General features: G+C 68.1%; 26 protein-coding genes. 15 read left to right on the top strand and 11 right to left on the bottom strand.

What is annotated here, in order from left to right; genetic code table 11:
- Nucleotides 1-43 precede the first annotated feature (43 nt).
- Complete coding sequence (locus AB0I34_RS38415; RefSeq protein WP_360455541.1) at nt 44-895, bottom strand: LysR family transcriptional regulator; 852 nt, start codon at nt 893-895, stop codon at nt 44-46.
- A gap of 88 nt (nt 896-983) precedes the next feature.
- Between AB0I34_RS38415 and AB0I34_RS38410 the strand changes: the two genes are divergently transcribed.
- Nucleotides 984-1895 carry a TIGR03564 family F420-dependent LLM class oxidoreductase gene (locus AB0I34_RS38410; protein ID WP_360455538.1) on the top strand — a complete coding sequence of 304 codons (912 nt, stop codon included), beginning with the start codon at nt 984-986 and terminating at the stop codon, nt 1893-1895.
- On the opposite strand, the gene AB0I34_RS38405 is transcribed toward AB0I34_RS38410, so the two are convergent.
- From AB0I34_RS38405 to AB0I34_RS38390, 4 genes are all read right to left on the bottom strand, one after another.
- Nucleotides 1858-2781 (bottom strand): amidohydrolase family protein, encoded by a 924-nt coding sequence (locus tag AB0I34_RS38405; protein ID WP_360455535.1) that lies wholly within the window; start codon nt 2779-2781, stop codon nt 1858-1860. The genes AB0I34_RS38410 and AB0I34_RS38405 overlap by 38 nt on opposite strands.
- Nucleotides 2778-3668 (bottom strand): SDR family oxidoreductase, encoded by an 891-nt coding sequence (locus AB0I34_RS38400; RefSeq protein WP_360455532.1) that lies wholly within the window; start codon nt 3666-3668, stop codon nt 2778-2780. Before AB0I34_RS38400 ends, AB0I34_RS38405 begins: the two co-directional genes overlap by 4 nt.
- Before the next feature lie 27 nt (nt 3669-3695).
- Entirely contained in the window at nt 3696-4442 is a 747-nt protein-coding gene (locus AB0I34_RS38395; protein WP_360455529.1) for an SDR family oxidoreductase, read from the bottom strand.
- 95 nt (nt 4443-4537) lie between these two features.
- Nucleotides 4538-5470, bottom strand: a complete 933-nt coding sequence (locus AB0I34_RS38390; RefSeq protein WP_360455526.1) for a LysR family transcriptional regulator — start codon at nt 5468-5470, stop codon at nt 4538-4540.
- Between the two features lie 80 nt (nt 5471-5550).
- On the opposite strand from AB0I34_RS38390, the gene AB0I34_RS38385 reads away from it, so the two are divergent.
- Nucleotides 5551-6654, top strand: a complete 1104-nt coding sequence (locus AB0I34_RS38385; protein WP_360455523.1) for a serine hydrolase domain-containing protein — start codon at nt 5551-5553, stop codon at nt 6652-6654.
- A gap of 22 nt (nt 6655-6676) precedes the next feature.
- Here AB0I34_RS38385 and AB0I34_RS38380 read toward each other — a convergent pair whose 3' ends face one another.
- Nucleotides 6677-6853 carry a hypothetical protein gene (locus AB0I34_RS38380; RefSeq protein WP_360455520.1) on the bottom strand — a complete coding sequence of 59 codons (177 nt, stop codon included), beginning with the start codon at nt 6851-6853 and terminating at the stop codon, nt 6677-6679.
- 235 nt (nt 6854-7088) lie between these two features.
- On the bottom strand, nt 7089-7463 hold the full coding sequence (locus tag AB0I34_RS38375) for a glyoxalase superfamily protein (RefSeq protein ID WP_131511081.1): 375 nt from the start codon (nt 7461-7463) through the stop codon (nt 7089-7091).
- A gap of 127 nt (nt 7464-7590) precedes the next feature.
- Between AB0I34_RS38375 and AB0I34_RS38370 the strand changes: the two genes are divergently transcribed.
- Both AB0I34_RS38370 and AB0I34_RS38365 read left to right on the top strand, forming a co-directional pair.
- Nucleotides 7591-8409 (top strand): sigma-70 family RNA polymerase sigma factor, encoded by an 819-nt coding sequence (locus AB0I34_RS38370; protein WP_360455517.1) that lies wholly within the window; start codon nt 7591-7593, stop codon nt 8407-8409.
- Complete coding sequence (locus tag AB0I34_RS38365; protein WP_360455514.1) at nt 8406-8900, top strand: DNA polymerase ligase N-terminal domain-containing protein; 495 nt, start codon at nt 8406-8408, stop codon at nt 8898-8900. The genes AB0I34_RS38370 and AB0I34_RS38365 overlap by 4 nt, the downstream gene beginning before the upstream one ends.
- Nucleotides 8901-8920: 20 nt before the next feature.
- Here the strand turns inward: AB0I34_RS38365 and AB0I34_RS38360 are convergent, their stop codons facing one another.
- A complete protein-coding gene (locus tag AB0I34_RS38360; RefSeq protein ID WP_360455511.1) occupies nt 8921-9565 on the bottom strand; it encodes a nitroreductase family protein in 645 nt (214 codons plus the stop codon).
- A 124-nt stretch (nt 9566-9689) separates the two neighbouring features.
- Between AB0I34_RS38360 and AB0I34_RS38355 the strand changes: the two genes are divergently transcribed.
- Both AB0I34_RS38355 and AB0I34_RS38350 read left to right on the top strand, forming a co-directional pair.
- Nucleotides 9690-9818, top strand: coding sequence for a hypothetical protein (locus tag AB0I34_RS38355; protein ID WP_360455508.1), 129 nt, complete (start codon nt 9690-9692; stop codon nt 9816-9818).
- A 192-nt stretch (nt 9819-10010) separates the two neighbouring features.
- Nucleotides 10011-10658, top strand: a complete 648-nt coding sequence (locus tag AB0I34_RS38350; RefSeq protein WP_360455505.1) for a nitroreductase family protein — start codon at nt 10011-10013, stop codon at nt 10656-10658.
- A gap of 3 nt (nt 10659-10661) precedes the next feature.
- Here the strand turns inward: AB0I34_RS38350 and AB0I34_RS38345 are convergent, their stop codons facing one another.
- Both AB0I34_RS38345 and AB0I34_RS38340 read right to left on the bottom strand, forming a co-directional pair.
- Entirely contained in the window at nt 10662-11279 is a 618-nt protein-coding gene (locus tag AB0I34_RS38345; RefSeq protein WP_131511086.1) for an L-threonylcarbamoyladenylate synthase, read from the bottom strand.
- Between the two features lie 11 nt (nt 11280-11290).
- Nucleotides 11291-12490 carry an ROK family transcriptional regulator gene (locus AB0I34_RS38340; protein ID WP_360455501.1) on the bottom strand — a complete coding sequence of 400 codons (1200 nt, stop codon included), beginning with the start codon at nt 12488-12490 and terminating at the stop codon, nt 11291-11293.
- A gap of 130 nt (nt 12491-12620) precedes the next feature.
- On the opposite strand from AB0I34_RS38340, the gene AB0I34_RS38335 reads away from it, so the two are divergent.
- From AB0I34_RS38335 to AB0I34_RS38295, 9 genes are read left to right on the top strand one after another with little or no spacing between them, the layout of a single operon-like run.
- The gene (locus tag AB0I34_RS38335; protein WP_360455498.1) at nt 12621-14003 is read left to right on the top strand and encodes an extracellular solute-binding protein; all 1383 of its coding nucleotides are present in this window, start codon (nt 12621-12623) and stop codon (nt 14001-14003) included.
- Entirely contained in the window at nt 14003-14899 is an 897-nt protein-coding gene (locus AB0I34_RS38330) for a sugar ABC transporter permease (protein WP_360455495.1), read from the top strand. Before AB0I34_RS38335 ends, AB0I34_RS38330 begins: the two co-directional genes overlap by 1 nt.
- Nucleotides 14896-15789 (top strand): carbohydrate ABC transporter permease, encoded by an 894-nt coding sequence (locus AB0I34_RS38325; protein ID WP_360455492.1) that lies wholly within the window; start codon nt 14896-14898, stop codon nt 15787-15789. The genes AB0I34_RS38330 and AB0I34_RS38325 overlap by 4 nt, the downstream gene beginning before the upstream one ends.
- 1 nt (nt 15790) lies before the next feature.
- The gene (locus tag AB0I34_RS38320) at nt 15791-16108 is read left to right on the top strand and encodes an EthD family reductase (RefSeq protein ID WP_360455489.1); all 318 of its coding nucleotides are present in this window, start codon (nt 15791-15793) and stop codon (nt 16106-16108) included.
- Complete coding sequence (locus AB0I34_RS38315) at nt 16105-17190, top strand: Gfo/Idh/MocA family oxidoreductase (RefSeq protein WP_360455486.1); 1086 nt, start codon at nt 16105-16107, stop codon at nt 17188-17190. The genes AB0I34_RS38320 and AB0I34_RS38315 overlap by 4 nt, the downstream gene beginning before the upstream one ends.
- Complete coding sequence (locus tag AB0I34_RS38310) at nt 17190-18401, top strand: Tm-1-like ATP-binding domain-containing protein (protein ID WP_360455483.1); 1212 nt, start codon at nt 17190-17192, stop codon at nt 18399-18401. The genes AB0I34_RS38315 and AB0I34_RS38310 overlap by 1 nt, the downstream gene beginning before the upstream one ends.
- Nucleotides 18398-19225, top strand: a complete 828-nt coding sequence (locus AB0I34_RS38305) for a phosphoenolpyruvate hydrolase family protein (protein WP_360455481.1) — start codon at nt 18398-18400, stop codon at nt 19223-19225. The genes AB0I34_RS38310 and AB0I34_RS38305 overlap by 4 nt, the downstream gene beginning before the upstream one ends.
- A 35-nt stretch (nt 19226-19260) precedes the next feature.
- Nucleotides 19261-20346, top strand: coding sequence for a Gfo/Idh/MocA family oxidoreductase (locus AB0I34_RS38300; RefSeq protein WP_360455478.1), 1086 nt, complete (start codon nt 19261-19263; stop codon nt 20344-20346).
- A 3-nt stretch (nt 20347-20349) separates the two neighbouring features.
- Nucleotides 20350-20703, top strand: a complete 354-nt coding sequence (locus AB0I34_RS38295; protein WP_360455475.1) for a cupin domain-containing protein — start codon at nt 20350-20352, stop codon at nt 20701-20703.
- Nucleotides 20704-20736: 33 nt separating this feature from the next.
- Here AB0I34_RS38295 and AB0I34_RS38290 read toward each other — a convergent pair whose 3' ends face one another.
- Nucleotides 20737-21141, bottom strand: a complete 405-nt coding sequence (locus tag AB0I34_RS38290) for a class F sortase (protein WP_360455472.1) — start codon at nt 21139-21141, stop codon at nt 20737-20739.
- Nucleotides 21142-21301 lie beyond the last annotated feature (160 nt).

Here is a 21301-nt window from a genome sequence, read left to right as displayed (position 1 = left end):
TCAACAGTCACCCCGGCGGTGCTGTCAGGGCCCGCCGGGGTTGTCAGCCGAAGGCCATCACCAGCACGTCCAGGCAGACCGGCGCATCCCCCGTCGCGATCACGAGGTTGCCCGGCGCGGACAGCGTCGGTGCGAACGGCCCCATCCACAACGCACCCTCGGCCGGTTCACACGACGTGCCGTAGACCACGGTCCAGGCCGGCGCACCGGCCGACATCTCGACGACCGTGTCCTCCAGGTTGTCCACCGGACGACCCACGAGCGGTTCGAACCCGGCCTCCCGGCAGGCGCCGACCATCCGCTCGAGCAGCCAAGGATCGGCCGGCAGCCGCAAGGGCAGACCCGCCAGGTCGACGAGCTTCACGCCGTCATCCGCCCGGTACGCCGATGGCACCAGGACGGACAGCGGATCCTGCCAGAGCTCGACCACCTGGAGATCGGCAGCGGCCACCTCACCGCGGACGAACGCGACGTCGAGCTCACCCGCGCGCAGCGCCTCGAGGTGATCCGCGGCCGAGCCCGAGCTGAGCTTGATCTCGATTCCCGGAGTGTCCGACCGCAGCACGGCCAACCCACGCTCGAGCCGATCTCGCAGTCCCTGCGCGGTCCCGATGCGCAGTACGCCGCTCTGTCCGGAAACCAGCTCCGCCGCGACCTCGGTGGCGCGGTCGGCGGCCGCGAGGATCGTCCGTGCCTCGCGCAGCATCCGCTCGCCGTCACCGGTCAGCCGGACGTGGCGGGAGGACCGGTCGAGCAGCTTCAGGCCGAGTTCGCGTTCCAGCCGGGCCACCTGCTGGCTGACCGCGGGCTGGACGATGTTGAGCCGCTCGGCGGCCTTGCCGAAGTGGAGTTCCTCGGCGACGGTGACGAAGTACCGCAGCTGCCGTAGCTCCATCGGAGACCTCCAGCGATCACGAGTCGTTATCGCTGCCCAGCGTAATCGGGGCTTGGTCGCCGCTCCCCGGACTCGTTGACTGATGGACATGAGACTCGGACTGTGGATCGACGAAGAGAACCTGCGCATCGACGAGGTGGGCGCGGCCGCGAAGGCCGCTGAGGAGCACGGCATCGACCGGATCTGGTTCAGCCAGCGGCTCGGGTGGGACGCACTCACGCTGATCGCCGGGGCGGCGCCGTTCACCTCGACCATCCAGTTCGCGGTCGGCATCGTGCCGGTCTATCCCCGGCACCCGCTCGCGCTGGCAGCGCAGGCGCTCAGCGTGCAGGCGGTGATCGGCAACCGGCTGACGCTCGGGATCGGGTCGAGTCATCCGCAGATCATCGAGGGCATGTTCGGGCTGTCGATGGAGCAGCCGGCCCGCTACATGCGCGAGTACGTCGAAGCCCTCGGGCCACTGCTGTCCGGCGAGCCGGTCGCGTACGAGGGCGAGAAGCTCACCGCGCGCGGGCACATCGAGATCCCCGGGACTGAGGCACCTGAACTGATCCTGGCCGCGCTGGGCCCGCGGATGCTGAAGATCGCGGGCGAGCTGACCGCCGGTACGACGACCAGCTGGGTCGGACCGGAGGTGATCGAGAGCTTCATCCGGCCGACGATCGACCAGACCGCGACGGCTGCGGGTCGCCCGCGGCCGCAGATCATCGCCGGCGCGTGCGTCGCGTTGACCGACGATCCGGACGCGACCCGCGACTGGATCCGGGCCCGCTTCGGCCCGGCCGGCGACATGCCCGCCTACAGAGCAGTTCTGGATCGCGGCGGCAAGGCGGGACCGGAGGACACCGCCGTACTGGGCGACGAGTCGGCCGTCGCGAAGGAGATCGAGCGGTTCGCGGAGGCCGGAGCGACCGAGTTCCTGCTCTGCCCGGTCGGCACCGATGAGGAGCGGGACCGGACGATCAAGTTCGCACACGACTATGCGCGTGGGCTGAAATGAGTTCGGACGCGTTGGTCTTCGCGTGTTCCCGCCAGCCGGGTACGGCGACGTCGAGGCTGGCGAGGTGGCGGGGGACCGCGTCCGTTGGAGTGAAGCAGTAGCCACTACCGAAGACGAGACGGTCGGGGCTGTCGGGTGCAGACGCGCCGGTGGAGTCATACCAGAGGGTTTGCAGCTGGGAGGCAACGCTGGGCAGACCGCCGGACGGGGTTGTGAACGTTGTTTGGAAGAGATCGAGGCGTTCGGCGATCATCGGGAGTGCACCGGCGGGCGAGACGATGAAGCGGATGTCGGGGTAGCGGGCGAACACCCCGGTGAGCGCGAGGTCGGTGACCGCCCGGGCGCTGTCGAAGACGAACTCGATCATCGGCCGCGGGCGGTCCAGGGCGACCTGGCGCCACTGCGGCGGCGAGGTCGGGTGCAGCAACACCAGCGCCGACCTGTCGTTCAACGCATGCCACAACGGATCCCACGACGGCTCACCCGGATACTGACCGCCGGCGTTGCTCATCAGTACGACGCCATCCGCGTGCAGGACGTCGTACGCGTAATCCAGTTCGACCAGGGCACAATCGACATCCGGCAGCGGCAGGCTGGCGAAGGAGCCGAACCGTCCCGGGTGGTCGCGGCCCAGCTCGGCGGCGGCCTCGTTCATCCGCCGGGCCAGCACCTGCGCCCGGAAGTCGTCGCCGAAGTGCACCCCAGGCGACGACACGGACAGCAGAGCGGTCGCGATCTCGTTGCGGTCCATCAGGCCGAGCTGCTTGCGGACGCTCCACTCCGGCCAGCCGGGCATCCCGTCTGGACGGAGATGCCCGGCGCGTTCCGCTGCTGCCACGTACTCCGGCAGCAGGAAGTGCGAGTGGACGTCGATCAGGCCCCTCATGCCACCGGGTGGAGGAGGTCATCCAGGCCGATCCGCCGGAGCAGTTCGGCGCGGACCCGGTCGGCCACCCCGTTCACCACTGCGGCACCGTCGTCAGACGGGTCGATGTGCACCCGGAACGGCCGCCGGCCCTTCTCGGTGCCCACCACGGTGACGATCTCCTTGGCCACCTCGGCGACATCGGCCCAGGCCGGCTCGAGCTCGGCCAGCTTCTGGCTGACCTGGTCCATCAGACCGGCGTACTTCGTCTCGTACGCAGACACGATGTCCGTGTCGGCCGGCTTGCCGCTGTGGGCGAAGTGGTTGGTCCCGTGGGTGAAGGCGCCCGGTACGACGATCGTGGTCTCGATCCCGAAGCGCGCGACCTCCAGCGCGTAGCTCTGCGCCAGCGCGTCCATCGCCGCCTTCGCCGCGAAGTACGGAGCCAGGTACGGCGGGGTCCCGCCGCGCGTGCTCGAACTGCCAACCCACACCATCAGCCCGTCCTGCTGCCCGCGCATCTGCGGGAGTGCCGCGCGGTTGAGTCGCTGCGTGCCGACCACGTTGGTGTCGTACAGGTCGGCCAACTGCTCCGGCGTGAACGCTTCGGCCGGGCCGGTGACCATGTGGCCGGCATTGTGCACGAGTACGTCGAGTCGACCCGTCTCGCTCACCACGGTGTTCACGGCCTGGCGGCTCGACTCGTCCGAGCTGATGTCCAGCTCGACGGGCCGGAGGTCGACGTTGTGCTCGGTCGAGTACTGCTTGGCGTCGGAGGCGGCCGCCGCGTTCCGGCCGTTGAGGTCGCGCATTCCGGCGTACACGATGTGGCCGGCGTCGGCGAGGGCACGGGCGGTGAGTGCACCGAAGCCGCTCGACGCGCCACTGATCAGGACTGTCTTGCTCATGACGGTTTTCCTTTCGAAATCAGGGGGTTACGCGGCCGAGCCGCCGTTGGCGTAGATGACCTGGCCGTTGATCCAGCGGGCCGGTCCGGCCAGGAAGGCGATGATCTCGGCGATGTCGGTCGGCTCACCCAGGCGCTCCAGCGGCGGCTCGGCGGCGATCCGGTCGATCAGTTCCTGCGGCTTGCCCTCGAAGAACAGCGGGGTCGCGGTCGGACCGGGGGCGACGGTGTTGACGGTGATGTCACGGCCGCGCAGTTCGCGGGCCAGGATCAGGGTGATGGCCTCGACGCCGCCCTTGGTGGCGGAGTAGGCGGAGTAGCCGGGCCGGGCCAGCTTGGTCAGCGAGCTGGAGATGTTCACGATCGCGCCGCCGTTGCGTACCCGCCGGACGGCTTGCTGGTCGACCACGATGGTGCCGCGAAGGTTGGTCCGCACGACCCGGTCGAACACGTCCAGGTCGAGGTCGGCCAGCGGCGACAGCGGCATGATCCCGGCCGCGTGTACGACCACGTCGACCCCGCCGAACTCCTGCTCGGTCCGGTCGAACAGCGCGGCCACCGCGGTCTCGTCGGCGACATCGGCCTGGACCGCGATCCCCCGGCCGCCGGCCTGCTCGACCTCCTTGACGGCCTCTTCGCCCGCCGCCTGGTTGCCGCTGTACACGATCACCACCGCGTAGCCGTCGCGGCCCAGCCGGGCCGCCGCCTCGCGGCCGATGCCACTGGATCCGCCGGTCACGATGGCGACCCGCTCGGTGGTGGTGTTCTCGGTCATCGTCCTGCTCCTCGATCTCGGTGCCTGGTCTTGCTGACACCTAGATCGTGCTCCGCAGGATGGATCACGTCCAACGAATCAAGTCGATGGGTGAATCAATTCTGTTGATGTACGTCGGCGCCTGGTTCGGTGCCCGACGGATGCCGGAGATGGGTGCTGACCAGACCGAGGAGGGCCCGCAGTGCGGCGGTCGGTTTCCGCTTCTTCAGCGTGGCCATGTAGAGCGACCACTGGAACGACTCGCCGGTGATCGCCACGACCCGGATCGCCTTCTGATCCGCCACGGCGTACCCGGGCAGGATGCCGAGGCCGACGCCGTGCCGGACGAACTCGACGCCGTTCTCGATGCCTAGCGCCTCGACCACCACGTGCCGCCCGATCCCGGCCGCCTCGAAGGTTTGGTCGATCATCGTCCGGGTCCCGAACCCGGGCGGGAAGTCGACGAACGCCTCGTCGGCAAGGTCGGCCAGTGTCACCGAACGCCGGCGCGCGAGCCGGTGCCCGACCGGGACCGCGAGCACCTGCGGGACCCGGAGCAACTCCCAGGCAGTCAGCTCGCGCGGCACGCTGCCGGCCGCGATCCCGAGGAACCCCACGTCGATGTCGCCGTTCCGCAGCGCGACGATCACGCCGGCCGATCCTTCGGCGTCGACCCGCAACTGGAGCTCGACGTTCGGGTACCTCCGGCGGAACTCACCGGCCGCGGCGGGCAGGTCGATCAGCCCGAGACCCGGCAGCAAACCGACCCGAACAGACCCGCGCATGCCCGCACCGAGTTCGTCGACCACGTCACGTGCGCCCTGGACCGCGTCCATCACCGCCAGCGCTTCCGGCAGGAACGCCGTACCCGCCTCCGTCAGGACCACCCGCTGGGCGCTCCGCTCGAACAGCGTGACCCTGAGATCGCGTTCCAGTGCGGCGATCGCGGCGCTCACCGCGCTCTGCACCACATGCAGCCGCCGAGCGGCCAGCGTGAAACTGCGCTCGTGCGCCACCGCCACGAAGTACTCCAGCTGCCGCAACTCCACAGCCGAAGTCTGCCGCACCGCACGTCAAGAACGCGGGGCCCGCTCCGACCTGGCAGTGACGGAACACCGAAGGAGACAGGATGGGCAACGTGGCGAATCTTCAGGAGCAGGTGCAGCAGCGGCTCGACGAGTTGGCCGAGACCGAGATCGGATTGCAGGTGGCGGCGTACCAGAACGGTGAATTGGTCGTCGATGCCGTCGCGGGTGTCTCCGACCCCGCGACTCGGCGCCCGGTCACCGCTGACACGCTGTTCTTCAGTGCCTCGACCGGCAAGGGCGCGTCCGCCACCGTCGCCAACGTGCTGGTCGATCGTGGCGTTCTCGCGTACGACGCTCCGATCGCGGACGTCTGGCCCGAGTTCGCGGCGCACGGCAAGGAGAAGGCGACACTGCGACACGTCCTCACGCACTCGGTCGGCCTGCCCGCACTGCCGCCGGACGCCACCGCCGGGGACCTGGCCGACTGGACGAAGATCACGTCGTACCTCGCCGCGGCCGAGCCGTGGTGGGAGCCGGGCACGAAGACGGCCTACCACTCCGAGACCTTCGGCTACCTGGTCGGCGAGATCGTCCGTCGCTCCACCGGCCGCAAGATCTCCGACGTTCTACGGGAGATCGCCGAGCCGCTCGGGATCGCCGACCAGGTGTACTTCGCCGTACCGCGGGACCAGCAGCACCGGGTCGCCACACTGGTCGAGCCGGACGGCGCAGAGGACACCTTTGCCCGGCTGGCCGACATGTTCGCCCAGGTCGAGCCGCCGGCTGTGATGCCTCGCGCGGCACACGTCAACACCCCTGAGTATCTGGCCGCCGAGCTGCCGGCTCGCGGCATCCTGACCGCCCGCGGCATCGCCAAGCTGTACGCCGCTCTGATCGGTGAGGTCGACGGGGTCCGGCTGGTCCGGCCGGAGGCGGTCGCGGAGATCACCGGTCCGGCTCTGGTCGCGAAGGACGAACTGCTCGGGAATCCGGCCACGTGGGCGCTGGGCTACCCGATCGGCCGGCTCGGTTCGACAGCAGAGGAGAGCCCGACGTCGTTCGGGATGCCGGGCATGGGTGGCAGCGTCGCCTGGGCCGATACGCGCTCAGGCGTGGCGTTCGCGTTGACCAGGACCTTGTTCGACCCGGCGCAGTCGGCGCCGGCGATCGAGATCGGCAACCTGGTTGCGAAATCTCTCTCCTGAAACCCCTGCTGGGTAAGGGCTTTCAGGACCCGCGGACCGACTGCTGGTCGACCCAGACCAAGTGGCCGTGGTGGCTGACGAGAACCTCGTCAGCCCCGGCCGCTCCGGTCCGGCGGCCCAGCTCCTGGCCGGCGATCCAGCGACCGCCGATGCGGACCTGGACAGCCACGGGCCGGGCCGGGGAAGTGGCTACTGGCATGGCACCTGACTTCTGGACAGGGGCGGAAGCGGTGGGGTGGCGTCGTACTGCTGTGGGGTGATGCTGAAGACCGGTCATCGTCGCCCTCGCAAGGAGACACAACCATCATCTGGGGGGCTGATCGCTCAGCCAAAGGCCACCCTACAACCGACAGATGACCCACCGTTAGCGGTAATTCGGATTGATCCGGAACCCCGAACCACCAGTCGGCGCGAGCCCGCGGAACCAGGCGGAACTAGTCGGCGCGACCGACGATCTGCTGCAGCGCCCACGTGTTTCCGTCCGGGTCGCTGAAGAAGACGAACCGGCCCCACGGCATCTCCTGGACGTCGGACACGTCCACCCCGCGACCCGCCAGCTCGGCGCGGGCCGCGTCGGCGTCGGACACCACGATCTGCAGCCCGCGCACGGAGCCGGGCTCGGCCTGGCCCATGCCGCTACCGATCGCGATCGAGCAGGCCGACCCGGGCGGCGTGAGCTGAACAAACCTCAGTTCCTCGCTGACCTGATGGTCGTGATCGGCGACGAAGCCGACCTTGTCCGTGTAGAACGCCTTGGCCCGGTCGACGTCCGACACCGGGACCGACACCAGCTCGAGCTTCCAGTCCATGGCGGCAACCTACTGCCTGCCAGGATGCATAACCCAGGGTCGGTGGGGTAGGAATGTGGTCAGAAGTTCCTGACCGCGGTCCAGACCATGTGCCGCGCCGTGACTCAGAGTCGCGAGGTCAGACATCATGAACACCGTTGCCAGCACCACCGCCGAGCCGCGCCGCACCGAACCGAAGCAGCGCAGAGACAGCGAAACCAGGTCCCTGCTGAGCCGGCGAGCCGCCAGCACGGACGAGAGTCTCCGGCAGGCCCTCCTCGATCAAGCGATCGAACTCCACCTCGGGATCGCGCACAGCATCGCGTCGCGGTTCCGCGGGCGCGGCGTGGAGGCCGACGATCTCGACCAGGTCGCGTACCTGGGCCTGGTCAAGGCCGCCCGCAGCTACAACCCCGGCGCGGACACCCCGTTCCTGGCGTACGCCGTACCGACCATCCGGGGCGAGGTGAAACGGTACTTCCGGGACTGCTCCTGGACGGTCCGGATCCCCCGCCGCCTGCAGGAACTGCAAGGTTCCATCGCCGCGGTCCGGCCGCGCCTGGTGCAGGAGCTGCACCGCGAGCCGACCCAGCAGGAGCTGGCCGACGAAATAGGGGCCCAGATCAACGAGATCGAGGACGCCATCGCCGCCGACGGCTGCTTCTCGGTGCTGTCCCTGGACCGCCCGGTCGACGACGACTCGGCCGCGAACCTGGCCGACACGATCGCCGACTCCGACGACACCGCGTTCGAGCGGACCGAGGCGGTCGCCGTCCTCGAGCCGGTGCTGAGCGCGCTCGCGCCGCGCGAGCGTAAGATTCTGGAACTACGGTTCGTCGAGGGTCACACCCAGGCGGACATCGGTGCCGAGATCGGAGTGAGCCAGATGCAGGTGTCCCGGTTGCTCCGCGGCATCCTCGACCGGCTGCGCGACCGGATCGAGCCGCCTGCGGCAGCCGCCGCTTGACCAACAAGCCGATCTTCGTGGTGCAGCTGCACGACGCCCGGCGGCTGCACTACGACATCCGGCTCGAGGTGGACGGCGTACTCAAGTCGTGGGCGGTCCCGCGTGGGCCGTCACTGGATCCGGTGGTGAAGCGGCTCGCCGTCTTCACCACCGACCACGACCTCGAGTACGCCTCCTACGAAGGCGTGCATGCCGACGCGCAGTACGGCAGTGGCGCCGTGATCGTCTGGGACGCAGGGATCTACACCAACCTGACCCGCGACGACCGGCACCAGGTGGTGGACCCGGCCCAGGCGATCGAACGCGGTCATTTCAAGGTTCAACTGCACGGCGTGAAACTCAACGGCGCTTGGGCCTTCACCCGCACCGGTGGGGACTGGTTGCTGGTGAAGGTCCGCGACGCCGCGGCCGATCCCGCCCTCGATCTGACGGTCACCGAGCCACGGTCGGTTCTCAGTGGTCTGACCATCGAGGAGATGGCCGCCTCCTGACCGTTGCCCTGAGCAATGTGTTACCAGGTGTCGACATGCAGGATGCCGTCGAGCGGCTGCCGGGGCGCGGGCTTGAAGTTGGTGCCGATCGTGTACGCGGTCGGGATCAGTGCGGTCTGGCGGATGTCCTCCGGCAGACCGAGCAGTTCGCCGACCCCTTGCTCGTAGTTCAGGTGCAGGGTGGTCCACGCCGTACCGAGTCCGCGGGCGCGTGCGGCCAGGCAGTAGCTCCACGCAGAGGGCAGGATCGAACCCCACAGCCCGGCCTGGTTGCCCGCCGGCAGGTTCTTCGCCTCCAGACACGGGATGACGAGGACAGGAACCTGCCCCATCCGCTCACCCAGATAGGCCACGCCATCCCCGATCCTGCGCTGGATCGGCCCGCGGACCGGGTCGTCGGCGTACAACTTCCCGGCGGCCCCGGACCCGGCCAGGTACTTCTCGACCGCGAGCCGGTAGTACTCCCCGATCGCCGCCCGCTTCTCGGCGTCCGTGATCACCAGCCAGTGCCAGGTCTGCCGATTACTCCCCGACGGCGCCTGCAACGCGACCTCGATGCACTCCCGGATCAGCTCAGGAGGGACCGGCTTGTCCAGGTCCAGGCGCTTACGGACCGTACGGGTCGTGGTGAGCAGTTCGTCGGGTGAGAGGTCGAGTGTCGTCACTCATCCACTATGTCAGCAGGTGTAGAGGGAGTTGGGGTGGACCTTCTCGCAGAAGCGGACGTGGAGATGGTTGTCGTGGGCCGGCCACTCGGTGGTGAGACCCTCGCTGATCAGGGTCGGGTCGTTGAAGAAGATGATCCGGACGTGCCCCGGAGCGGCGGCGTGGAGCGCCTGGATGAGTTGGCGGGTCGCGGCCCGGTCGTACGTCGCCGACTGCCAGGTGATGCGGCCCGCGGTGCACTGCGCGCTGTAGGTCCGGATCGGCCAGATGTCGATGTCCAGCCCGACGTCGTGACTGCCGTGGCCGGGGATGTCACCACCGTGCTCGAACCCGGCGTCGCCGTACGGGATCTGGCCCTGGTTCCCGCTCGCAAGAACTACGACGGTACTATGCTTGCAGATAATCCGGAAACGGATGATCTTCTACCGGAAGGATCATGCCCTGATGTCACTGAACCTGTCGGCCGACGAGGTGCTGTCCACGACGCGTACGGTGCGCAGACGCCTCGATCTCACCCGCCCGGTGCCGCGCGAGCTGATCGAGGAGTGCGTCGATCTGGCCACCCAGGCCCCGACCGGCCGCAACCGGCAGCGCTGGCACTTCCTGGTCGTCACCGAGGCGGCCCAGCGGCAGGCCGTGGCCGACGTGTTCCGGCGTGCACTGCCACTGGCGACCGGCCACCCGCTGACCGACCGCGACGTGTCACGGATGAACTACCACGCAGCCTCGACCGAGCGGGTCTTCGACAGCCTGCGCTACCTGGTGGACAACATCCATCGGGTGCCGGCCTTCGTCATCCCGGCCGTCGAGGGACGCACCGACCGAGCGTCGGTCGACGTGCAGTCCGGTGTCTGGGGATCGATCCTGCCTGCCGTCTGGAGCTTCATGCTCGCCGCCCGCGAGCGCGGTCTCGGGACGGTCTGGACAACCGCGCAGGCACCGCTCGAACGTGAGCTCGCCGAGATTCTCGGCGTTCCGTACGACAAGGTGATGCTGGCGGCGTTCATCCCGCTCGCCTTCACGCTCGGCACCGACTTCCGGCCGGCCAAGCGCGTCCCCCGCGACCAGGTCCTGCACTGGAACAAGTGGTAGCTCCTACTCGAAGAGCTTGGGGTCTCCGGCGCCGACGCGGACAATTTCGGGAAAGTCTTCGGAGAAGTCGATGACTGTGGTGGGTTCGGTGCCGGCTTCGCCGTCGACGACGGCGTCCACCTGGTGATCCAGCTCTTCCTTGATCTCCCAGCCCTGCGTCATCGGCTCCTCGTGGTCGGGGAGAAGCAGGGTGCTGGAGACCAGTGGTTCACCGAGCTCGGTGACCAGGGCCTGCGCCACGACGTGGTCCGGGATGCGTACACCGACCGTCTTCTTCTTCGGGTGCAGCAGCCGGCGCGGCACCTCCTTGGTGGCCGGCAGGATGAACGTGTAGCTGCCCGGGGTCGCCGCCTTGATCGACCGGAAGACCGCGTTGCTGATGTGCACGAACTGCCCGAGCTGGGCGAAGTCCTGGCAGACCAGGGTGAAGTGGTGCTTGTCGTCGAGGTGCCTGATGGCCCGGATCCGGTCGATCCCGTCCCGGTTCCCCAGCTGGCAACCGAGCGCGAAGCAGGAGTCCGTCGGGTACGCGATCAGCCCGCCCTCACGGACGAGGTCCACCACCTGACCGACCGCCCGCCGCTGAGGATTCTCCGGATGTACGTCGAAATACCTGGCCATGACCGCCGAGCCTAGCGCTGAAGAGCAAGCAGGTAGCTGTCGACCGCAGCCGGTTGGAGGGCGTGCTCGACGACCATCATGGCCGCGCCGTACAGACCTGCGTCCGGTCCCATGGTCGCGGGCTCGATCCGTACGTCGCCCGCCGGGCCGGACTGTGCCGACTTGGCGATGCTCTCGCGAATGCCGGCGATCAGCTGCTCCTCGGCCTCGGCGAGGTATCCCCACAGGCTGATGACGCCGGGGTTGAGCAGATTGACCACGCCGGCCAGAACTTCGCCGATGTCGCGACCGGCGATCCGCACCGCGTGTCCCGCCTCGACGTGCGCGGACCGGGCCAGAGTCGCGACCGCACGAGCGTTCGGCGCATCCACACCCTCGGCCCGCAGGCGACGGGCGAGGGCGCCACCACTTGCGACGGCGTTGAGGCAGCCGAGATTGCCGCAACTGCAGGGCACTTCGGACGCACCGACGCGGGTGTGACCGATCTCCCCGGCGAGGCCCGAGACACCTTGGATCACCTTGCCGTTGACAACGACCCCGCAGCCGATGACCGTGCCGACCTTCACGCAGACCAGCACCTCGGGCTCGTCGGTGCGGGCGCAGTGCTCGCCGAACGCGAGCAGGTTGACGTCATGGTCGACGAAGATCGGCACGTCCATCCAGCGATTGAGTACCTCGCACACCGACTCGGCCGTCCAGTCCGCGCCGCCACCCTGCGATGCCAGCTCCACCCGGGCCGGCATCCCGAAGCCGATGCCGTGCACCCGGGCCGGGTCCGCGTCCAGTTGCTCGAGCATCCCGTCGTACGTGCGGGTGACCTCTGACAGCACCGCCTCCGGGCCGTCGGCCAGGTCGATGTCGATCATCGTGCTGGTGAGGATCTCGCCGGCCAGGTCGGTCGCGGCCAGCCGGATGCCCGAGATGCCCAGCTGCGCGGCCAGGGTCAGTCCGGCCCGCGGGCTGAAGCTGAGCGTCGCCGCCGGCCGCCCGCGGGATCCGTCGGCGGACGGTCCGTCCAGGGACAGCAGCCCAGCAGCCAGCAGTACGTCGACCCGGTCGTTCACGGTGGACCGGGCGATGCCGAGCTCGTCGGCCAGCTGGCCGGTTGTGTTCGCCCGGCCGTGCCGGACCAGCTCGAGGATCTCGCCGGACCGGGCGATCCGGGACTGGGACGCCGTACGGCGGCGGGAGCGTAGTGGCGCGGTGGTCATCCTGGTCCCCCTCGTGGTCCGACGCTGCTCACACAGTATCAATTAGAACTTCGTTCGACATCTTTCTGTTGACGGTCGACATTAAAGACCATACGCTCGCCGAAAAGCCTCCCGGGACCAAGGAGTTCGCATGACCAGTTCAGGACTGACCCGGAGACAGCTGCTCCGGACCGGCGGGGTGGCCGTCGCCGCCGCCGGACTGGGGCCGGCCACGCTGGCCGGGTGCGGCGGCTCGGACGACGCCGGCGGGTCCGGCGGCCCGCTCAGCTTCATGTACTGGGGATCGGCCTTCGAGAAGAAGGCGATCGACGAGATGCTGAAGAAGTACGGCAAGGAGCACGACGGCGCGAAGGTCGACCCGATGTACGTGCCGGTGTCGAACTATCCGACCAAGGTGTCCAGCCTGGTCGCCGCGAACACCCCGCCCGACCTGGCCTACCTGGGCACCGGGCAGATGTACGACCTGGCCCAGAAGGACCTGATCCTCAACCTGTTCCCGTACCTGGACAAGTACCCCGAGCTCAAGGACCGGCTGCCGAGCAGCTACTTCTGGTACGGCAAGGACAAGCTCGCCGCGAACCAGTTGGCGATGGGCGTGCAGATCCTCTACTACAACACCGACGCGTTCAAGGCGGCCGGTCTCGACCCGGCGCCGTTCACGGCCGACACCGCCTGGAGCTGGGACGACTTCGTCCAGGCGGCGGACAAGTTGACCGTCGACCAGAACGGCAAGCACCCGTCAGAGGACGGTTTCGACTCCGGCAAGGTGAAGCAGTTCGGCACGATCGCGCCGATCGGCGGTGCTCCGCTCTACAGCCTGCTGCGCTCCAACGGCGGCGACATGGTGAACGAGGACGGTACGAAGTTCGCCCTCGACTCGGCCGCGGCGATCGACGTACTGAAGAAGATCCAGGACCTCATCTACGTGCACCGGGTGGCGCCGAGTCCCGCCCAGCTGGGCAAGAACGCGCCCACCACAACGGTGCAGCTGCAGACCAAGCGGGTCGGGATGATCATCGACGGCAACTGGACGCTGCTCGACCTGATGGAGAGCAAGGTGCCGTTCGGCGTCGCCGTACTGCCGAAGTTCAAGGAGCCGTTGACGATGACCGGCGGTGCGGCCGGCGCGATCTTCGCCAAGACCAAGCACCCGGAGGAGGCGATCGAGCTCTACCTCTACTACAACGACCCCGAACACGTCGATCTGTTCAAGGACGGGCTCTGGGCACCGCTGCAGAAGAAGTACTACACGGACCAGCCCGAGATCGACAGATGGGTGCTGAAGGACAAGTATCCGGCCAACTTCCAGACCGCGGTGGTCGACACGACGTTGAAGAACGGCGTCACCGACTGGGGCCAGCAGATCAAGAACGCGGACCGGATCCACCAGGTGCTCGACCCGGCGATCGAGCAGATCAGCCTGAACAAGGGCGCGCCGGTCGACATCGTCAAGGCGCTGAAGCCGAAGATGCAGGCGCTGCTGCAGGGCAAGTGGCCCCTCCAGGAGCTGTGATGGCTTCTTCTCCGATGAAGCAGGAGGCCCGCTGGGGCGTGCTGCTGGCGCTGCCCGCGATCATCGGCTTCGTCGCGTTCACCTTCCTGCCGATGATCGCCTCGGCGGTGATCAGCCTGACCGACTGGACCATCGGCGCGGCACCGAAGTTCGTCGGTTTCGCCAACTACAGAAGGATGTTCACGGCCGACGACAGCTTCTTCAAGTCGCTGTGGGCCACGCTCTACTACACGCTGGGCGCCGTACCGCTGCTGCTGATCGTCGCGTTCGCTGTCGCACTGCTGCTGAACCAGCCGGTCCGCGGGCAGGCCGTGTTCCGGGTGATCTACTACCTGCCCGCGATCGTGCCGATCGTGGCCAACTCGATGCTGTGGATCTGGCTGTTCAACCCCGACTTCGGTCTGCTGAACACGCTGACGGAGAAGGCCGGGCTGCCCCGGTCGCAGTGGATCTTCGACGAGAGTACGGCGATCCCGTCGCTGATCCTGATGTCGGTGTGGGGCTTCGGCAACGTCGCTGTCATCTTCCTGGCGGGACTGCAGGGCGTGCCACGACAGCTCTACGAGGCGATCGCGGTGGACGGCGGCGGTGCGTGGCGGAAGTTCCGGCACATCACCCTGCCGATGATGACGCCGACGATCTTCTACAGCCTGGTGACGAGTGTCATCGGGGCGTTGCAGGTCTTCGTGCAGGCCGCGGTGATGACCGAGGGCGGGCCGAACGACTCGACCCTGTTCTACATCTACTACCTGTACCGGACCGCGTTCACGAACAACGAGATGGGATACGCCAGCGCGCTGGCCTGGGTGCTGTTCCTGGTGATCATGGCGGTCACCGTGGTGCTGTTCCGCAACTCCAGCCGCTGGGTCTACTACGAGGCCGGGAGCACCCGATGACCGCCGTACTGGAGAAACCCGAGGTGGTGGCGGCCGCACCACCGGCGTCGCGGCCGCTGGCGCCGCGGGGGGTAGGGAAGAAGCTCCTCGTCTACCTGCTACTGATCGCCGGCGCCATCCCGACACTGCTGCCGTTGATCTGGCTGGTCCGCAGCGCGTTGATGGACTCGGGCCAGATCTTCGTCTCGCCACCGCAGTGGATCCCGAAACCCTTTGCCTGGGACAACTTCTCCGGCGCGCTCACGCAGGTGCCGTTCGCGCGGTACTTCCTGAACACTCTGATCATCGAGGCCGGCGTACTGATCGGGACCGTGCTGTCCTGCTCGCTGGCGGCGTTCTCGTTCGCCCGGCTGCGCTGGAAACACAAGAACCTCGTCTTCGGCGTCCTGATGTCCGGGGTGATGCTGCCGTACGCCGTGACGCTGATCCCGACGTTCCTGTTCTGGCAGAAGCTCGGCCTAGTGAACACCTACGTACCGCTGATCCTGCCGCACTGGTTCGGCACCGGGGTGTTCAACATCTTCCTGCTCCGCCAGTTCTTCCTGTCGATCCCGTACGAGCTGGACGAGTCGGCGTACATCGACGGGGCGACGCCGCTGCAGGTGTACTGGCGGATCATCCTGCCGCTGTCGAAGCCGGCCCTGGCCGTGGTGAGTGTGTTCACGTTCCTCGGGGTCTGGAACGACTATCTCGGCCCCCTGATCTACTTGAACGACTCGGACAAGTACACGCTGGCAATGGGGCTGGCGTCGTTCCAGGGCACCTACACAGCACAGTGGGGGTACCTGATGGCCGCGGCCGCAGTGGTGCTGCTGCCGATCGTGCTGTTGTTCGCCTTCGCACAGAAGTACTTCGTCGAGGGCATCGCGCTGACCGGACTGAAAGGCTGATATGTACAAGGTGACCGTGCTCTACGGGCCGCCGGACTCGATCGAGGACTTCGACCGGTACTACGACGAGACGCACATCCCGATCGCCCAGCAAATGACCGGGCTCAAGCGGTGGACCGTGTGCCGCTTCGAGCCCGCGCCGGACGGGACACCACCGCAGTTCCACTACCAGGCCGAGCTCTACACCGACAATCGCGCGGACCTCGAGCTCGTGCTGGACTCCCAGGCGGGCAAGGCGGCCAACGAGGACGTAGCGAACTTCGCCACCGGTGGTGCGGTGTTCCTGTTCGGTGAGGAGCGGGAGGTGCCGGTCCGATGAGCATCGACGTGATCGTGGTCGGCCTTGGGTTCGGTGCCGATTTCGCCCCCATCTATCAGGCCCATCCCGACGTCGGCCGTGTCGCGGTCGTCGACGCGGATCCCGCCCGTGCGACGGCGGTCGCGGACCGGCTCGGGATCAGCGACAGGTTCCCGAGCCTCGACGAGGCCCTGGCCGCGCCCGGCTGGGATGCGGTCCATCTGCTGACGCCGGTGCGCTTCCACGCCGAGCAGGTTCAGCAGGTGCTGAAGTCCGGCCGGCACTGTGCCTCCGCGGTGCCGATGGCAACGACCCTGGAGGACCTGGACGCACTGATCGCGGCCCAGGACGATGCCCGGCGCAACTACATGATGATGGAGACCGCGGTCTACTCCCGCGAGTTCTTCCACGCGAAACACCTGCTGGACACCGGGAAGCTCGGACGCCTCGCCTACTTCAAGGGCGACCACCTGCAGAACCTCGACGGGTATCCGGACTACTGGCGTGGCTACCCGCCGATGCACTACGTCACGCACGCCCTCTCACCCGCGCTCGCGCTGGCGAACACCAGGGTCGAGTCCGTCCGCTGCCTCGGCTCCAGCCAACTCACGCCGGACCACATCGGCGTCGCAGGCGAGGGGTTCGGTACCGAGGCAGCACTCTTCAAGCTGGCCGGCGACGACCTGGTCGCGAACGTGACGATGTCGTTCTTCCAGCTGGGCCGCAGCTACCTCGAAGGCTTCTCGGTGTACGGCGACGAGGGTGCGCTCGAGTGGCCGCAGCTCGAAGGCGGTCCGATGAAGGAGTTCACGCTCGAGCAGCTCCCCGACGGGCGCCGGGGGCGGCCGGTGACCGAGGCCGACGTCCGGCCGCCCGGCGCACCCGAACTGTTGCCCGCGGCACTGAAGCGGTTCGCCGACGGCGGGCACGGCGGATCGCACCCGCATCTTGTCCACGAGTTCGTGTCCAGCATCATCGAGAACCGCAAGCCCAGGGTCGACGCCCGGACCGCGGCGACCTGGACCGCACCCGGGATCTGCGCGCACCAGTCGGCACTGCAGGGCGGCGCCGAGATCCAGGTGCCGGACTACGAGGCTCGCTGATGGCTGTGATCGCGCTCGTCGGTGCCCTCGATACGAAAGGAGCGGAGTACGCCTTCCTGGCCGATCGGGTCGCAGCACTCGGTGCCACGCCGCTCCTGATCGATGTCGGGGTGCTCGGCGTACCGGCGCTGACGGCGCGGATCGGTCGTGACCTGATCGCGGAGCTCGGCGGTGGTGCGCTGACCGAGCTGCGCGATCGCGGGGACCGGAATGCGGCGATGACGGTGATGGCACGTGGTGCCGCGTCGTTCTTGGCCGATCTCGTGGCGTCCGGCGATGTGGACGGCGTACTGGCGGTCGGCGGGTCCAATGCGGCGTACGTGATGGCGGAGATCTGCGAGCGATTGCCGTTCGGTTTCCCGAAGGTGCTGGTCTCGACCATCGCGGCCGGCGACACCCGGTCGTACGTCCGCGAGACCGACCTGACGCTGATGTATCCGGTCGTCGACATCAACGGCCTGAACCGGCTCAGCCGGCCCGTCCTCGCCAACGCCGCGCAGGCCTGCGTCGGGATGGCAACGAGCCGGTACGCCGAACCCGCCGGCGGCGCACCGCTGGTCGGAGTGAGCATGTTCGGGGTGACGACGGCCTGCGGGGCGTCCGTTGTCCGCGGCATCGAGGACCGTGGTTTCGAGGCACTGACCTTCCACTGCACCGGAGTCGGCGGCCGCACGTTGGAGGCGCTGATCCGGGGCGGCACGATCCAAGGTGTCGCCGACCTGACCACTACTGAGCTCTCCGACGACCTGGTCGGCGGGGTCTGCTCAGCTGGTCCCGACCGCCTCACGGCCGCGGCGGAGGCCGGCGTACCTCAGGTCGTCGGTGTCGGCGCGCTCGACATGGTCAACTTCTACGACACCGTGCCGCCGGAGTTCTCCGGACGGCTGCTCCACCCGCACAACCGGGCCGTGACGCTGATGCGGACCACGGCCGCCGAGTGTGCCGAACTAGGTCGTCGGATCGCGGCCCGGCTCAATCCCTCCATCGCACCCGTGGCTGTCCTGTTCCCGCACCGCGGGTTGTCCCAGCTGTCCACGCCGGGAGGGGTCTTCCACGACCCGGCCGCGGACGACGCGCTGTACCAGGCCCTGCGGGACGGGCTGCGGCCCGGCATCGACCTGCACGACTTCGACACCGACATCAATGACCCGGTGGTGTCTGCCACCGCCGTGGATCTGCTGGCCACCTGGCTGGAGAAGGAGACACCGTGAACACTTTGACCCGCGCCGAACTGCTGGCCGGCTTCCGCCGCAAGGTCGCCGAGGGCCGCCCGATCATCGGCGGTGGCGCCGGCACCGGGCTCTCGGCCAAGTGCGCCGAGGCCGCCGGCCTCGACTTCGTGGTGATCTACAACTCCGGGCGGTACCGGATGGCCGGCCGTTCCTCGATGGCGGGCCTGATGCCGTACGGCGACGCGAACGCGATCGTGATGGAGATGGGCACCGAGGTACTGCCGGTGACCGACAAGCTGCCGGTGATGGCCGGAGTGTGCGGGACCGACCCGTTCCGCGACATCCCACGGTTCCTCGACCAGGTAAAGGCGGCCGGGTTCGCGGGGATCCAGAACTACCCGACCGTGTGCCTGTTCGACGGGATCATCCGGGCCAACCTGGAGGAGACGGGGCTCGGCTTCTACCGCGAGGTCGACCTGGTCCGGGCCGCCCGGGAGCGCGACCTGGTGACGCTGGCCTATGTCCACAGTGAGGACGAGGCGGCCGCGATGACCGAGGCCGGCGCGGATGTGCTGGTCCCGCACATGGGGCTGACCACGTCCGGGATGATCGGCGCGCAGACGAGCCTGAGCCTGGACGACTCGGTCGACCTGGTGTCCCGGCTCCGCGACGCGATCTTCGCCGTCGACCCCGACGCGCTGGTGATCTGCCACGGCGGACCGATCGCCACCCCCGAGGACGCCAAGCACATCCTGTCGAAGGTCGACGGCGTGGTCGGCTTCCTCGGCGCATCCAGCATGGAACGCCTTCCGACCGAGGTCGCCATGGTCGATCACATGCGAAGCTTCCACGCGATCAGGTGACCGCCGACCCGTGGCCTCGTGGCTGGAGCCTTCCGATGACCGTGACCTATCAGTTCGAGTACCCCGAGCGGCTGCGCTGCGCCTTCATCGGTGCGGGCGGGCACTCGTACCGCAACGTCTATCCCACCTTCCAGTACGCGCCGGTCGAACTGGTCGCCGTCTGCGACGTCCAGCTCGAACGGGCCCAGACGTACGCCCGAGGCTTCGGCGCACCGGCGGCGTACGACGATCACCGGGAGATGCTCGCTCGTGAGCGGCCTGACGCCGTCTTCATCGTCACCTCCTACACCGCGGAGGGCGACGTACAGGCGACTGCTCTCGCGGAGGACTGCCTGCGGGCCGGAGCCCATGTCTGGATGGAGAAGCCGACGGCTGCCGGGATCGCGCAACTCGATCGCCTGCAGGCGGTGGCCGATGAGACCGGGCTGACGGTGATGACCGGGCTGAAGAAGATCTTCACGCCGGCGATGGAGAAGGTGAAGGCGATCCTGAGTACGCCGGAGTTCGGGACGGCGAGCTCGATCTCGGTGCGGTACCCGCAGTCGCTGCCCGCACCGGACGCCCGGTCCGACGACGTCACGATGATCGGGTTCCCGGACCACATCTTCCATCCGGGCGCGATCCTCACGTATCTGATGGGACCGGTACGCCGCCTCAGCTACGAATGGGAGCCGCGGACAGGGTCAAGCGTTTCGAGCCTGCAGTTCGAGTCGGGAGCCGTCGGGACGCTGCACCTCGCGGCCGGCTCCGCGACCGGTGCACCACTCGAACGCGTCGAAGTGATCGGCAGCGGGGCCAACGTGGTCGTCGACAACGGCGTACGGATGACGTACTACCGAGCCGGGGCCGAGCTGCCCTACGGCCGATCGGCCTCGTTCATCACCGGGGACGACGTGGCGCCGCTGCACTGGGAGCCCGAGTTCTCCCTCGGCCAGCTCTACAACAAGAACCTGTTCTACCTCGGCTACGTGCCCGAGGTGGTGCACTTCTGCGAGAGCGTGCTCGCCGGGAGGCCACCGGAGAAGGGCACACTCGCCGACGTCCGGGAGATCCTCAAGCTGTACGAGCTGTACCGCCGACTGCCGGCCGGGGAGCCGGCCACGATCGAACCAAGGAGCTGACGGATGGGACAGATGACGCCGGCCGACGAGGTGCTGGTCGAGGACCAGCCGTGGGGGCGACTGGAGTGGATGGTCTCCGGTGCCCTGGGCAACTCCAGCACGATGACCGTCGGCCGGTGCTACATCCGGCCCGGTGAGCAGAACCCACGGCACTACCACCCGAACTGCGACGAGGTGCTGCACATCCTGCAGGGCACTATCGAGCACAGTGTCGACGACGAGCGGGTCACGATGGGTCCGGGCGACACGATCAGCATCCCGTCGGGGGCGCTGCACAACGCCCGCAACATCGGCACCGACGAGGCGATCTTCGTCATCTCGTTCTCGGCGCCCGACCGGCAGACGGTGGGTGAGTGAGATGCCGTCCGTGCTCAAACTCTGCCCCTAGCGCTACCTGGCCAGGCCGATCGCGGTGGCCGTGACGACCAGGTTGTCGGCGTACCCACCGCGAGAGGCGTTGTACGGACCGGTGCAGGTGATCAGGACCAGACGGTGGTCGACCTTCTGGTCGAACGCGCCGCTCTTGGTCGCGAGCGCGTTCTTCGGCACCGACACGATCGAGCTGACCCGGTACGACGCCGTGTGGCCGGCACCGCGGAGTACGACGGTCTCACCCGGCTGGATGTGCCGCAGCCGGGAGAAGAAGCCAAGTCCCTCGGTCTTGGTGTCGACGTGGCCGGCCACGACCACCGAGCCGAACGGGTCTCCGGCCTCGGCACCGCCGTCCCACCAGCCGACGTTTCGTGCCCCTTCGGGCACCATCAACTGCCCGGAAACCGTGCTGGCGGGCAGCACCGGAGCCTGCGCACCACCCGGCAGCACGACCTGGGTCGGGACGAACCGGATCCGTTGACTCGGTGCGGGCGTGCCGATCCGGGCCGGCGGCGCGGTACAAGCGCAACGACGAGGCTCCCAGGCAGGTCCGGTACAACCTGCCGCTCGAGGTGCTCTACAC

The organism is Kribbella sp. NPDC050281, from assembly GCF_040655855.1.
Classification (GTDB): domain Bacteria; phylum Actinomycetota; class Actinomycetes; order Propionibacteriales; family Kribbellaceae; genus Kribbella.
This window is presented reverse-complemented; position numbering and strand designations above follow the sequence as displayed.

Bases quoted from the DNA above. Each gene is read 5' to 3' on its own strand.
- AB0I34_RS38415 (WP_360455541.1), bottom strand. From the start codon at position 895: ATGGAGCTACGGCAGCTGCGGTACTTCGTCACCGTCGCCGAGGAACTC.
- AB0I34_RS38410 (WP_360455538.1), top strand. From the start codon at position 984: ATGAGACTCGGACTGTGGATCGACGAAGAGAACCTGCGCATCGACGAG.
- AB0I34_RS38405 (WP_360455535.1), bottom strand. From the start codon at position 2,781: ATGAGGGGCCTGATCGACGTCCACTCGCACTTCCTGCTGCCGGAGTAC.
- AB0I34_RS38400 (WP_360455532.1), bottom strand. From the start codon at position 3,668: ATGAGCAAGACAGTCCTGATCAGTGGCGCGTCGAGCGGCTTCGGTGCA.
- AB0I34_RS38395 (WP_360455529.1), bottom strand. From the start codon at position 4,442: ATGACCGAGAACACCACCACCGAGCGGGTCGCCATCGTGACCGGCGGA.
- AB0I34_RS38385 (WP_360455523.1), top strand. From the start codon at position 5,551: ATGGGCAACGTGGCGAATCTTCAGGAGCAGGTGCAGCAGCGGCTCGAC.
- AB0I34_RS38380 (WP_360455520.1), bottom strand. From the start codon at position 6,853: ATGCCAGTAGCCACTTCCCCGGCCCGGCCCGTGGCTGTCCAGGTCCGC.
- AB0I34_RS38375 (WP_131511081.1), bottom strand. From the start codon at position 7,463: ATGGACTGGAAGCTCGAGCTGGTGTCGGTCCCGGTGTCGGACGTCGAC.
- AB0I34_RS38370 (WP_360455517.1), top strand. From the start codon at position 7,591: ATGAACACCGTTGCCAGCACCACCGCCGAGCCGCGCCGCACCGAACCG.
- AB0I34_RS38350 (WP_360455505.1), top strand. From the start codon at position 10,011: ATGTCACTGAACCTGTCGGCCGACGAGGTGCTGTCCACGACGCGTACG.
- AB0I34_RS38345 (WP_131511086.1), bottom strand. From the start codon at position 11,279: ATGGCCAGGTATTTCGACGTACATCCGGAGAATCCTCAGCGGCGGGCG.
- AB0I34_RS38340 (WP_360455501.1), bottom strand. From the start codon at position 12,490: ATGACCACCGCGCCACTACGCTCCCGCCGCCGTACGGCGTCCCAGTCC.
- AB0I34_RS38335 (WP_360455498.1), top strand. From the start codon at position 12,621: ATGACCAGTTCAGGACTGACCCGGAGACAGCTGCTCCGGACCGGCGGG.
- AB0I34_RS38330 (WP_360455495.1), top strand. From the start codon at position 14,003: ATGGCTTCTTCTCCGATGAAGCAGGAGGCCCGCTGGGGCGTGCTGCTG.
- AB0I34_RS38325 (WP_360455492.1), top strand. From the start codon at position 14,896: ATGACCGCCGTACTGGAGAAACCCGAGGTGGTGGCGGCCGCACCACCG.
- AB0I34_RS38320 (WP_360455489.1), top strand. From the start codon at position 15,791: ATGTACAAGGTGACCGTGCTCTACGGGCCGCCGGACTCGATCGAGGAC.
- AB0I34_RS38315 (WP_360455486.1), top strand. From the start codon at position 16,105: ATGAGCATCGACGTGATCGTGGTCGGCCTTGGGTTCGGTGCCGATTTC.
- AB0I34_RS38310 (WP_360455483.1), top strand. From the start codon at position 17,190: ATGGCTGTGATCGCGCTCGTCGGTGCCCTCGATACGAAAGGAGCGGAG.
- AB0I34_RS38300 (WP_360455478.1), top strand. From the start codon at position 19,261: ATGACCGTGACCTATCAGTTCGAGTACCCCGAGCGGCTGCGCTGCGCC.
- AB0I34_RS38295 (WP_360455475.1), top strand. From the start codon at position 20,350: ATGGGACAGATGACGCCGGCCGACGAGGTGCTGGTCGAGGACCAGCCG.